Raw genomic sequence first — 13,152 nt, forward strand, 5'->3', positions numbered from 1 at the left:
ATCCGTTATTTATTACAACTCTTGCAAATTCCATAGGCTGTAGAATTAATTGTACTTGCTAAATATCCTTCAGGCATTTTTACGCTTGGAACCACAATATTTAAGCAATAAATTTTCTGACAGATGGTACAGTTGAAGTGAACATGCTCATCATGGTGAACTTCAGCAGTACAAGAGGGAGAACAAATTGCATAATTTGCTGTACCATTCCTATCTAATACCCTGTGTAAAATCCCTTTCTCCTCATAAATATTTAAAATACGGTATAAGGTAACCCGGTCAATTTCATTACCAAACCTTTTTTCCAGTTCTGGCTGAGATATAGCCGCATTGTCCATTGCAATTTCTTCTAAAACACGGACCCTTTGTTTGGTGTGCTTAAGATCATGTTCTTTTAATAGGTTAGCTGGATTTATTTTCATGATTTTTTAGAAAAATAATACTGTATTGCAACAAAGTAACATGCAAAGATAACAATAATCAAGCCTACAAACAATCGTGATGGTCAATAAGAAAAATTTCCCTAGGCTTCAGCATTCGCATCCTATAGCAGTTCATAGCGGTTTCACCTAATTGGGCTATTAATTTGTAGTTGGCAATAGCACCTACAGCAGCTCCAATTACAGGTAACAGTTGAGCCATTTTTGCAAGGTCTATATAGTCACGATATTCCTGCTGAAAAGTGCGCCAGTCATACTCATCGGCATTAGCAGGCAGTAGAATGCTGTAGTTTTCCCAGTTCTGTAATAAATCGTAAATCTCCTTTCGCCGATGCTGACTAGAGTAGGTTAGCTGGAAAATGTAAAGTATATATATCCTTTCTTTATAATCCTTTACATTGAAACCATATAAAGCTGCAATGTTAAAAAGCAATTTCATTTTAATACCAATAAGGATAGGGAAATCAGCAAACCCCATTAATATACCTCCTGCCCCAGTAACGGCACCTTCTATTGTCGCAGTTTTCTGGTAAAAGTTTATTTCTTGTTTAATATAACTTTCTTTTAACTGAAAGGAAGCATCGGCAGGGAGGTTTTTGGTGGCTGTATATTTAGCGCCGAAAAGTACTGCCTTAACCATTTTTTCGATAGTTACTGTAATAACTTTATGGATCTTTTCTGGTATAAAATTGTTGATCTTGTTCTGTATATTCTTCGCTATGCGGTTAGTAAGAGAGGATTTCTTTTGCATCTTTTGCTGCCAGTCATTTAGCAGTAAATAAGCTTTTTCTTCGTAGGCGGTCATACTCCTATATCACTTTAAATGGTAGATAGTATACTTGATGTGGAAAATAAAAAAACCGCCTTTAAACTTAATTAAAGACGGCTATCCGTACACCCAATAGGATTCGAACCTATGACCTACGGTTTAGAAAACCGTTGCTCTATCCAGCTGAGCTATGGATGCATTTCCTTTTTTCTTGGAGCGCCAAAGATACGAGTTAAGCCTCGTAAGATCAAATTAATATTTCGATTAATTGTTAAGGACTTGATTTTAAGGCTTAAAATCTATATTTAACCTCTTTGAAGGATTAGCATCGGCATAAGAAAGTATTAAATTCAGGATATAATCATTCGATGGATATGGCTGCAATGCAGATTTCAACAACTCCATATCGGTCACATCACTGTATTGCGAAACATATCCCATTCCATAAAATTGTCCTTTTTCTACCCAGAGACAACTTTGCTCTTCCTCAGTTCTTCCTTGATCGATTAATGCAAATGAGGGAAGTAAAGTTTCCAATTGCTTGATTGCATATTTAACCCTAACATTATATGCTGCTGCAGATTCAACACCAATACAAGCACCACTACAAGTACCAAGAGAATGACCAGTACAAGCTGCTCTTCTACTCTGAATAAAACAAAGCTTTTCGCAGAGGAGATGTTCTTTAATTAACATGCGTAATAACTGTTGACCATCTGCAAAACTATTGACACTAAAAAGCGATGGAACTAGTGCCTTGTATTTGTCGATAGCCAAACGCATATATCCTTGCTGATCAATAAAAGTAACCAATGCGTATTTTTGTTCAAAACGTTTCATAGCCCTGTTATTGGTTGGCCAGAGTCTTTTAATTTCTACTGCCTCCAAAATAAAAGCCATTAATTCAGTTCCGCAGATTTCAAAATCAATGTGATAAATACTTCTCAAAAAATCCTGGCGCTGTGGCCCCGAATTGTTGCCACTGAAATGAGAACAAACTCTTTTTTTGAGGTTCTTCGCTTTACCAATATAAATGACAGCACCTTTCTGGTCTTTAAAATAATAAACACCTGGTTTTTGAGGAAGCTTGTCGATGGAGGCTCGGGAAAGGTTTGGCGGTAAAGCCTGTTCTTTAGAACTCCGGTTCAAAGATTGATTGATATAATTTTCGCTATCCGCTAATAGCAATAAACCAAGCAATACAGCTGTTGCAGCTGCATCACCTCCAGCACGATGCCTGTTACTAATATTAATATTTAAAGTTGTACAAAGTTTTCCCAGGCTGTAAGAAGCAAACCCAGGAAATATCTTTCGGCTCAACCTTACTGTACATAGTTTTTTACACTGTAAATCATAACCAGCAATGGCTAAATGATGCTTAATAAAAGAATAATCAAAATTGACATTATGGGCAACAAATATTTTATCCTGAAGCAATTCGTAAATACGATCAGCAACAGCTTCAAATTTTGGCGCATCCTCCACCATTTCATTGCTGATCCCTGTTAAAGATTCAATATACGGAGGAATATATTGTTGAGGATTGATCAAGGTTTCAAAACAATCAATAACCTCAAGTCCATTATGTATTTGTATCGAAATCTCAGTTATACCATTCGCTGAGGCGAAGCCTCCGGTGGTTTCAATATCGACAACAGCAAATTGCATGAGAATCAGGGGTTAAATTTTCAACAAATATACTAATATGTTTAGTAAAATATTCGCTAATTTTTTGCAGTCGTTTCAATTTTTATGGGATTTGACAATATTTTGTGGATAGGACACTTGTCTGCAATCACTAGCAGCCGTGCTTTTTCTTCCTCAGTCAATTCCCCGATAAATTCAATATTCCTGGTAATTTTTGTGCTTTTCTCAATTTGTATTTCGTTTGCGAATGCCAATTCAATTTTAATACCATCCAGTTTGTATTTTTTTCTATCTGCATACATTCTCATGGTAATTGCGGTACAGCTTCCTAAACTCGCTAATAACAAGGCTCCCGGAGCCATACCTTCATCTGTTCCCCCCATTTCCGTAGGCTCATCAGCATAAATAAAATGTCCACCTGCATATACTTTTGTTTTGTAATTTGATTTATCAATTTCGGTAATTGCAGTAATTTGTAGTTCGCTCATGATTCAATTAGTTATTAATGTTTTAATATAATTTACTGATTTGTTTCCTCATCATTTTTTTGAGAAAGGCTCAATATAGGTTTATTAACATTTAAAATGTTAATAATTTGTTAATAATTTAGCAACAACATATTGTGGTTATCTAAACTATTTATGTTCAAATTTGTTAGGTAACCTAAAGCCAAATATATTTATGTTAAGTAATTATCTAAATTTCGATTTTGATGTTAAAGGCAAGAATGTCAAGGGATTTTGTATGAGAATTCAGGATGATTTTCATGAAACCTATGCTGTCATTGTGGAAGGTTGTCATTCTTTCTGTGTATGGCTGGATTCAAATTCCACGTGGAGAACATCTAAATACACAAATGTGGAACCTGGTGTATTAGAAAACATCCTAAGTAGACTAACAACCAACCAATCATCTTAACTAATCCCCTGCCATTGGCAAGAAAGTTGCATCATTTCAAATAAAAGGAAATAATTCAATTTTCTTGTTCCGCATTTTATTAATATTCGTTACAAACGTTAGTATTTAAGAGGAGCTTAAATACTAATAAAATTGATCCCTCCCCAGGTTTATCCTATCAAATAATACTATTTTCTGCTTACTTTCTATTTATAATCATAATTTGTTTTAAAATTCTGTAATATTAGGCTCTAAATTTAAAAACAAACATATGAATAGAAAATTTACTATTTTTTTTTCCTGTTTCTTTTTGTTTGCATTAACAACTTATGCCCAACAAATAATAAAAGGCACAGTAACAGATGCAAATGATGGAAAAGGAATTCCGGGCGTCAGCGTCTTTATCAAAGGAACAACACAAGGGGTTTCTACACAACCAAATGGTAGTTATTCCATAACTGTATCATCTACAGCCCGAACTTTAGAAGTTAAATATCTTGGGTACATTACACAGGAGGTGGTAATCAACAACCGTAGTACCATTAATATTGTCTTAAGTTCAAGCACAGAAACACTCTCTGAAGTAGTTGTTACGGCATTAGGCATCAAGAGAAGTGAAAAATCAATTGGTTATTCTACACAAAGTGTAAAAGGTGAAGACCTTACTTTAACTAAAGAGCAGAATGTAATTGGTTCCCTGGCCGGTAAAATATCCGGTGTGCAGGTTACAGGTTCTTCAGGCGCAAGTATGGGTGGTACACAGAAAATTAAAATCAGAAGTGTAAATTCCTTAACCGGCGGCGGCTCTCCATTAATGGTAGTAGACGGAACGCCGATTTCCCAGGCCAATTTTAGTGGTGGGTCTAATGGCGTAGATTATGGCAATATTTCTCAAGATATAAATCCTGATGATGTGGCCGACATCAGCGTACTTAAAGGTCCTGCTGCTTCTGCATTATACGGAATAAGAGGACAATATGGTGTTATTTTAATTACGACAAAAAAAGGTGCTAAAGGTGCTAAAAAAGCAACCGTTAGCTTAAGTTCTGCTTTCTCCATTGATAAAGTAAGCAACTTTATGCCACTCCAAAATATTTATGGTGTGGGTAATAATCAAAATTTTCTCACTTTAGCTAGTGGAGAAAAATATGTGAATGGAAATGATGAAAGCTGGGGCCCTAAAATGGATGGCACACCGGTAAGAATGTTCTATAGTTTCTATCCTCAGGATGTTGATTTTGGTAAAACAACTCCTTTTCTTCCTCAACCTAATAACATTAAAGATTATTTTGAAACTGGTCAGAACATCAATAACAGCATTTCTGTTTCTGGTGGTGGCGAAAACTCAAATTATCGTTTAAGCTATACCAATGCCTATATCAATGGCACCATGCCTAACACCTGGTTGAAACGTAATAACCTGAGCTTAAGCTCCTCTTTAGATGTTACCAGTAAAATAACAGTAGGAGCAAATGTTAACTATGCCAATAATGCGGGCCAAAGACCTACACAAGGTTACCAAGGTTCCTTTACTGGTGCTGTACAGTGGTTTCAACGTAATATTGACCTTAACAGGCTGAGAGATTATCGCTATGACGATGGAACCGTGTTGAACTGGAATGTCAATCCCAACACAACTACCGGTTTAATCACTAATAACAGACCTAGTGACTGGAATAACCCTTTCTTTGATGCTTATGAAGTATTAAATAATGACAATCGTGACCGCTTATTTGGTGATGTTAATGTTAGCTACCAGGTTTTGCCTGAATTAAAATTAAGTGGTTTTTTACGTTCAGATATGTACGCTCAGAACATTACTCATAAAGAAGCAGCTGGTGGTCGTTTGGTAGATAACTATTCAATTGGTAAATACCAGAACACAGATAATAACTACGAATTTTTAGGCCAATACACTAAAACATGGAATGACTTCTCTGCCAATATTAATGTGGGCGCCAATTTATACACCACTAGATTTACTCAAACTTACCAGTCTACGGTAGGTGGTCTATCAAGTCCGAATACTTATACAATGGCGGCTTCTATTGACAGGCCAACCAGTACTTCTCTTTTAAGACAAAAACAAGTAAGAAGTATGTATGCTATGGGATCATTTGGTTATAAGGATACTTATTTCCTCGATGCTTCCGTTCGTAATGATATTTCTTCTGCTTTACCTAAAGACAATAATTCTTACTGGTACCCTTCTGTATCTGGAAGTTTCCTTTTTAGTGAACTTATACAGTCAGAAATTTTATCTTATGGTAAATTAAGAGCAAGTTTTGCTATTGCAGGCTCTGATTTTGATGCTTATCAAATCATGCCTGCTTATGGTTTTGGCGCAGTTTACCCAAATGCGGCAGGCTCAATCAATACCATGGTAGTTCCTGATAACTTAAAAAACCCAGCATTAAAACCTTCTTTCGCTAATTCTTATGAAGCAGGTATTGACTTAAGGTTCTTTAAGAACCGTGTAGGTATGGAATTGACTTTCTATCAGCAAAAGAATAAAAACCAGGTTATTAATCTTTCTGTATCTGGTGCCAGTGGATTTGACAATACCGTTGTTAACGCTGGTTTAATTGAAAACAAAGGTATTGAGCTTTCCTTAAATGGCCGCCCGATACAATCCAAATTCTTTACTTGGGATGCGACGATAAATTTTGCCCATAATAAAAACGTTATTACAGAATTATATCCTGGAATAAATGTTTACCAGTTAGATGCCAATGTTTATTCCAGTCAGACCATTTTCCTAAACTCTACCGCAGGAAAATCTTTTGGTAATTTAGTTGGCCCAGGTTATAGGAGAGATGAAGCTACGGGAAAAGTCCTTTTAGGATCCGATAACATGCCTTTATTTGATACAGCCAAAGATTTCGGAAGCGTACTTCCAAAATTCACCGGAGGTTTCCGTAATAATTTCAAGATTTGGAAAATTGATATCGCTGCAATGATTGATTTCCAAAAAGGAGGACAATTCTTTAGCTGGAGTAAAATGCTTGCCGTTAAATCTGGTCAGGCTGCTGTAACTGCTGCGATTAATGAAAATGGTAAAAACATAAGAGAACCACTTGCCAACGGTGGTGGTATTAACGTGAACGGAATATCAGCTATAACTGGTCAGGAAGTTAACGCTTTTGTTGACGCCAGGACTTATTACCGAACTAATTTAGGTACGCGTATTTATGATGAGTGGCTTTATGATGCCTCTTATATTAAAATGCGTGAATTGAGTATAGGTTATTCCTTCGACAATAATGTTTTAAAGAAAACTCCTTTCAAATCTGTTAAAGTGGCTTTAATTGCCCGAAATCCATTTATGATCTGGCAAAAAGCACCTAAAGGTTTAGATCCTTCAGAACTTTCTTCTGGCAGTGCTGACATCAGTTGGATTGAAAAAGGTGAACTACAAACAGTACGCTCGTATGGTGTTAATTTAAATCTTTCATTTTAAAAATTACGATAATGATTAAAACATATAAATCTTTATACCTCTTTTTAGTTACTGTTGTGGTACTTAGTGGTTGTAAGAAATTTGATGAATCCATTAATACGGATCCAAATAACCCTACTAAAGCTTCAGGAACACAGTTAATTGCTAATGCACTACTTTCTTTACCTAATATCAGTTCCTCTCCTTACGGCGTTCATTACCCGCAATATTTGTCGAATACGTCTTTTACAGATAATTCAAGGTATGTAACGACCAACTTTAATTTTTACGGTTGGTATACTGGTCCATTAATGAACTTAGAAAATGTAATTACCAATTCAGCTCTTAATGCGAGCGAAGGGCCTATAGCTAATCAAATTGCAGTAGCTAAAATATTAAAAGCTTATTTTACATGGACGCTGACCGATCGTTGGGGTGATTTACCCTATTCTGAAGCCCTAAAGGGTAGTGCTAATTTTAATCCTAAATACGATTCGCAGCAGATCATTTACAATAGCCTATTCCTTTTATTGGATGAAGCAAATGCAGCAATAGTAAGTGGTAACATTAAAAATGATATCGTTTATGGTGGTGATGTTAATAAGTGGAAAAAACTAGGTAACACTATTCATTTGTTAATGGCTTTACGTCTATCTAAAGTAGATGAGGCCAAAGCTAAAGTGGAGTTTAATAAAGCTTTGGCAAATGGTATCATGACAGCCAATACAGATAACTTAGCTTATCCGCACCTTTCAGAACAAAACAATGAAAACTACTGGTATAATTCATTTACCCGTTTGGGTAGAAATTGGTTTGCGGTAAGTAAACCTATCGTGGATTTTATGAAACCAAAAAACGACCCTAGATTACCTGTATTTGCTAATAAAAATACTGCTGGCGAATATGTTGGTCTGGATTATGGTTTGCCAAGTTCTACAACAGTTATCATTAATAATTTCTCTCTTTTGGGCGATGCCATTCGTCAACAGAATTCTCCTGTGTATTTAGTTACTTATTCACAAGCTTTATTTGCAAAAGCTGAAGCTGCTAAAAGAGGATGGACGACCGATGCTGGTGATGTGACTGCCAAATTAAATTATGATTTAGCAATAGAACAATCTGTTCGTCAGTGGAATAAAAATGATGTTACTGGTTTGGCTGCTTATATGACTAATATTGATGTTCAATATAACCCTTTATTAGCCTTACAGCAAATAGGTAACCAACGATGGGTACACTTGTTTATGAATGGTTACGAAGGTTGGGCAGAATGGAGGAGAACAGGATACCCTGCATTAAGTCCACCCCCTTCAAATAACGGTATACAAATTCCTAGACGAGAAGGTTATCCAACTCAGGAGCGCTCAAATAATACAGCTAATTATAATGCAGCTGTAGCCTCATTTCCTTATACAAAAGTTGATGATTTAAATGCTAGAGTTTGGTGGGATAAACCGTAATCCTATTAAGAAATTTATAATAATAACAAAAGCCTGTCGCCATAATTATGGCGACAGGCTTTTGTTTAAAAAGGAAAAGTCAATAAACAGTTTTTACTTTTTCGTATGACTATGATCTAATGGCAGGTTAAAATAAAATCTGGATCCCTTACCCCAATCACTTTTCACCCATATTTCGCCTGTATGTCTTTTAACAATTTCTGCAGAAAGATAAAGACCAAGACCAAAACCTGACGTATTTAGCATTTGATCATTTTCTATTCTAAAGTAACGATTAAAAAGCTGCTCCTGATCCTGTGGTTTTATACCCAGACCTTCGTCTTCCACACTCAGTTGCATCATCCCATTTATTTCATTACAATGTATTTCAATTGCTTTATTACCAGGGGTATATTTAATTGCATTACTCAATAAATTATTTATCACCTGCCCTATTTTATCCCGGTCGGCATAAACAGTCAACACGGGACAAGGATAAACCTCAATAGTGTGACAGATATTTGTTAGTTTTATTTCCTCAACAATTTCATCAATTAAATCGCCAATTTCAAAAACAGCCTTATTCAATTGGATTTTTCCAGACTCAAAACTAGACAAGTTCAAAAAACCATTAATTAAAGAGGTCATTTTTTTAATTTGAGTACTCGCTTTATGTAAAGCATTGATAGTAAAGGTATCCTCTGTCTTCTTCGCTTTATTAACTAAAAGTTGTACGTAACCATGAATAGAAGTAAGTGGGGTTTTAAGCTCATGACTTACCATGGCTATAAAATCGTTCTTACGGATATTATCTAGTTTTTGCTCTGTAATATCGTAAATAAGCCCAGTAATATAATCAGGCTTGTCATTTTTATCGTAAGTCAGTGTTCCCGTTAGTGTTACCCATCGTGTTTTTTCATTATCAAATCTTTTCAGAGAATAATCTAAATCAAACCTTCCATCACGATTCAGAGAAGCTTCAATAACACCTGAGGCTACAGGATCTTGTTTACCAATCAATTGTTTGATTAATAATTCATAAGTCAGCTTCTTATCTCTATAAAAACCAAATATTTCATTGAAGCGCGGAGAAGTAATCATCTCATGGGTTTGTGCAGCAATAGACTAGGTTCCCATTCCCGCAGAACTTGTTGCCATACCGAGCATTCTATTACTTTTGTTAAGTTCCTGTTGTGTATTCTTTAATTCTGTAATGTCATTAAAAGTAATAATTGCACCATTGTTTAAATGATTTGCTTGCCGCACGTAAGGCATAGTCATAATTTGGTACCATTTACCATCATTAGTTTCAATTTCCTTGGTAATCACACTACCATCACTCAGTACTTTCTTTATATCCTCTGCTATAGTCTCAAATTTTATATTGGTGGTAATATTGCTGATGGGCCTGCCAATGTCGGTCTCTAACAGGTTGATCTGCTTTACTGCACCAGGTGAAAACTTCATTAATTTCAGGTCTTTATCTATAAATAACTGCCCATTAATATTGCTCCTGAAATAGTTATTGAGGTCATCATTAATTTCTAGCAATTCCTTGTTTTTTACCTGGTATTCGGAGTTAATGGTATGTAATTCTTCATTTACAGATTGCATTTCCTCGTTTGTGCTTTGCATTTCTTCATTGGCAGAAAGCAATTCTTCATTAAAAGACTGTACATTTTCATTAGAAGAAGACAGCTGTTCGTAGGCTGTATTTAGTTTTTCTTTTAACTCTTTTAATTCCTCTTCCAGGTTTGTAATGTACATATTCTGATATGTTTTTTCATCAAACACCTTATCAGACACTTGATCTTTACCTGTTAATTTATGATCAACAAAAGTGACTAGCAAGAATATTTGTTTTTCTCGCTTTAAAATCAAAGGCATAATGGTTAGGCAAACATTTAGTTTATTGTCCCCGTCTACTATTTTTATCCCTTTAACTGTTTCCTTTTTTTTATTTTTCAATACAGAACTACGCAAAGTATTAAAAGCGATTGCCAGTGGTTTTGGCAAAAGTTCTGGTAAATTTATTGTAAAATGCTTTTGAATAAGATATTTTGTATCTCCATAAGATTGAATTACATTCATATCTTCATCAATGCAGATGGCCAGGTATCCGAGTTCCTGTGCTAAACTTGTCTGTATGATTTCAAGCAAAGCAGGATGGAAATTTTTAGCGATCACTTTATGTGAAAAAGATGTAGGTTGTCTTTTTACATCAAGCAACTCAGGCAATGAAAATGCATCAAAGCTTATTGTCCTTTTCGATTCCAAATTTTTATAGATTTTATATTTTTTACTTACTACCTCCAAGTTTTTGATGATAGGCATTGGGTTTTCACTGGAACCTAAAAATAAATAGCCATCTTTTTTTAGTCCAAACAGAAACATATTGAATATCTTTTCCTGAAGAATTGGTGTCATGTAAATCAGCAAATTTCGACAGCTAATAAAATGCATGTTGCAATAGGGTGGATTTTTCAACAGGTCATGGTGCGCAAAGATGATCATTTTCCGTATTACCTGATTAATCTTATACATATCTCCTTCAATAGTGAAATATTTTTCCAGACGTTCCGGAGACACGCTTTTAACTACATCTTTAGTGTAAATCCCTTTAGATGCAATCCCTAATGCAATTTTATCAATATCAGTAGCAAATATCTTTACCGCAGTATTCTCGAAGTTTCCAGCTAACTGTTCGGCTAAAAGAATGGCTAATGAGTAAACTTCTTCACCTGTAGCACAACCAGCAATCCACATCTTAATTTCTTGTCCTGGTTTTAACTTTTGAAGAATTTCTGGTATAATATTTTTTTTAATAAACTCAAAAGGCTCTTTATCTCTAAAGAAAGAAGTCACACTGATCAGAAACTCTTTAATAAGCGCTTCAACTTCTATTGGGTTCGACTTTAAGAAATCAAGATAAGTAGCAAGTGTAATAAAATTATGAGAAGAAGCTCTGCGTTTTGTCCTTCTTATAATAGTGTTTTTTTTATAATCTGAAAAATCAAGTGTTGAACTTTCTTTAATCAAATGAATAATACCTGTAATATTATTGTCGTCGTTCTTATCAGCTAATATTTCTTCTCCATATTGTAACATAATCTTCAATTGCATGGGGCATTAATTCTGGTTCAAGAACAAAATCTACTAATCCTGTTGCAATTGCACTGGCTGGCATACTACTAAAATTAGTATTTTGCGGATCACGCACAATCACCATCCCCCCTGCTTCTTTTAAAGCCTTTATTCCTTCTGTACCGTCAGATCCCATTCCGGAAAGTATAATTCCAATTGCGTTTTTCCCTACATCTGCAGCAAGGGATTTAAAAAAGGTATTAATGGTAAGATGCGGAACTTCTGAACTATCCTTGTTTTTCAAAAAAAGTTTGCCTTCATGAATGGTCATGAATTTATCGTTCGGTATCAGGTATACCTCATTGCATGCCACCTCCATTCCATCTTTAGCATTATTCACAACAAGTTTACTATGTTTACTTATTAACTCACTCATCCTGCTTTTAAAATTGGGCGATAAATGTTGAATAATAATGTAAGAAACGCCGTCTAATGGGGTATGGTCAAAAAAGGCATTGATCTCCTCCATACTTCCTGCCGAGGCGCCAATTGCGATGATGTGATGTGGATGTGCTGATGACATTTTATAAATATTTATAGTATGCTAATGTTGCTCTTCAAAAATTCTAAGATAAAACGACATCAACACTTTTCTTGTTTCGAACTATTGCATCGAAAAAAAACATAATAATTAAGGTCTATTATATTAATGATTACTCAATTAAATAAACAAAAAAATCAACAGGTAAATTTTATTAAAGATATGGATTCCCATTCATATTATTAAAAAATTTGAACCGGGTATAAATATTTAGAGGTGTTTTCTAATCAAGATCCTTAAAAAACACTATAATTCAGTTTTACCAGTTTACCAGGAATAAAAATCCAAAAATTATTATTGTTTATCAATACATAAATCGTAATATTGCAATGTATCATAAAACAAATAAAGTGAAATAAAACCTGAAGTTAGCTTCAGCCCCCCATTAAAAAACAAATTACATATATATGAAAAAAATTTTAGTATTATGCACAGGAAATAGTTGCCGCAGTCAGCTTGCAGAAGGATACTTACGCTATTTTGCAGGTAACCGTGCAGAAATTTACAGCGCGGGTATAGAAACTCATGGTGTCAACCCAAGAGCTATTGAAACCATGAAAGAGGATGGCATTGACATATCGGCCCACACCTCTAACAATATCAATGAATACCTTGACATCGATTTCGATTTTGTAATTACTGTTTGCGACAATGCAAAAGAAAGCTGCCCATATTTTCCTACTAATGCTAAAAAATTCCATTACAACTTTCCCGATCCTGCAAAAGCAACAGGAACCGAAGAGGAAATAAAAGAACAATTCAGGACTGTAAGAAAAATGATCAGAGCTTATTCTGAAAAATTTATACAGGAAAACCTTTAATAAAAACACTTCCAC

Annotated in this window: 10 protein-coding genes and 1 tRNA gene; 3 read left to right on the plus strand and 8 right to left on the minus strand. The window is 35.0% G+C overall.

The window, feature by feature from the left end:
* Nucleotides 1-5: 5 nt before the first annotated feature.
* From AAKU52_RS06340 to AAKU52_RS06360, 5 genes are all read right to left on the minus strand, one after another.
* Nucleotides 6-422, minus strand: coding sequence for a Fur family transcriptional regulator (locus AAKU52_RS06340; protein ID WP_354331413.1), 417 nt, complete (start codon nucleotides 420-422; stop codon nucleotides 6-8).
* 64 nt (nucleotides 423-486) lie between these two features.
* Nucleotides 487-1,245 (minus strand): EcsC family protein, encoded by a 759-nt coding sequence (locus AAKU52_RS06345; RefSeq protein WP_354331415.1) that lies wholly within the window; start codon nucleotides 1,243-1,245, stop codon nucleotides 487-489.
* 88 nt (nucleotides 1,246-1,333) lie between these two features.
* A tRNA-Arg gene (locus AAKU52_RS06350) sits at nucleotides 1,334-1,407 on the minus strand.
* Between the two features lie 87 nt (nucleotides 1,408-1,494).
* A complete protein-coding gene (locus tag AAKU52_RS06355; RefSeq protein ID WP_354331417.1) occupies nucleotides 1,495-2,877 on the minus strand; it encodes an exonuclease domain-containing protein in 1,383 nt (460 codons plus the stop codon).
* Nucleotides 2,878-2,933: 56 nt separating this feature from the next.
* Nucleotides 2,934-3,344: an OsmC family protein gene (locus AAKU52_RS06360; protein ID WP_354331419.1), complete on the minus strand. Its 411-nt coding sequence runs from the start codon at nucleotides 3,342-3,344 to the stop codon at nucleotides 2,934-2,936.
* 680 nt (nucleotides 3,345-4,024) lie between these two features.
* Here AAKU52_RS06360 and AAKU52_RS06365 point away from each other — a divergent pair.
* Both AAKU52_RS06365 and AAKU52_RS06370 read left to right on the plus strand, forming a co-directional pair.
* Nucleotides 4,025-7,213 carry a SusC/RagA family TonB-linked outer membrane protein gene (locus AAKU52_RS06365; protein ID WP_354331422.1) on the plus strand — a complete coding sequence of 1,063 codons (3,189 nt, stop codon included), beginning with the start codon at nucleotides 4,025-4,027 and terminating at the stop codon, nucleotides 7,211-7,213.
* 11 nt (nucleotides 7,214-7,224) lie between these two features.
* Nucleotides 7,225-8,652 carry a SusD/RagB family nutrient-binding outer membrane lipoprotein gene (locus tag AAKU52_RS06370; RefSeq protein ID WP_354331424.1) on the plus strand — a complete coding sequence of 476 codons (1,428 nt, stop codon included), beginning with the start codon at nucleotides 7,225-7,227 and terminating at the stop codon, nucleotides 8,650-8,652.
* A 93-nt stretch (nucleotides 8,653-8,745) separates the two neighbouring features.
* Here AAKU52_RS06370 and AAKU52_RS06375 read toward each other — a convergent pair whose 3' ends face one another.
* Genes AAKU52_RS06375 through AAKU52_RS06385 form a run of 3 tightly spaced genes read right to left on the minus strand, consistent with a single transcriptional unit; the run spans nucleotide 8,746 to nucleotide 12,298 of the window.
* Complete coding sequence (locus AAKU52_RS06375; RefSeq protein ID WP_354331426.1) at nucleotides 8,746-9,732, minus strand: PAS domain-containing sensor histidine kinase; 987 nt, start codon at nucleotides 9,730-9,732, stop codon at nucleotides 8,746-8,748.
* 24 nt (nucleotides 9,733-9,756) lie between these two features.
* Nucleotides 9,757-11,739 (minus strand): CheR family methyltransferase, encoded by a 1,983-nt coding sequence (locus tag AAKU52_RS06380; protein WP_354331428.1) that lies wholly within the window; start codon nucleotides 11,737-11,739, stop codon nucleotides 9,757-9,759.
* Nucleotides 11,708-12,298, minus strand: coding sequence for a chemotaxis protein CheB (locus tag AAKU52_RS06385; protein ID WP_354331430.1), 591 nt, complete (start codon nucleotides 12,296-12,298; stop codon nucleotides 11,708-11,710). Before AAKU52_RS06385 ends, AAKU52_RS06380 begins: the two co-directional genes overlap by 32 nt.
* Before the next feature lie 425 nt (nucleotides 12,299-12,723).
* Here AAKU52_RS06385 and AAKU52_RS06390 point away from each other — a divergent pair, with 425 nt between their 5' ends.
* Nucleotides 12,724-13,137: an arsenate reductase ArsC gene (locus AAKU52_RS06390; protein ID WP_354331432.1), complete on the plus strand. Its 414-nt coding sequence runs from the start codon at nucleotides 12,724-12,726 to the stop codon at nucleotides 13,135-13,137.
* Nucleotides 13,138-13,152: the final 15 nt, after the last annotated feature.

Origin of the sequence: Pedobacter sp. CG_S7 (assembly GCF_040544395.1) — a bacterium.
Taxonomy (GTDB): domain Bacteria; phylum Bacteroidota; class Bacteroidia; order Sphingobacteriales; family Sphingobacteriaceae; genus Pedobacter.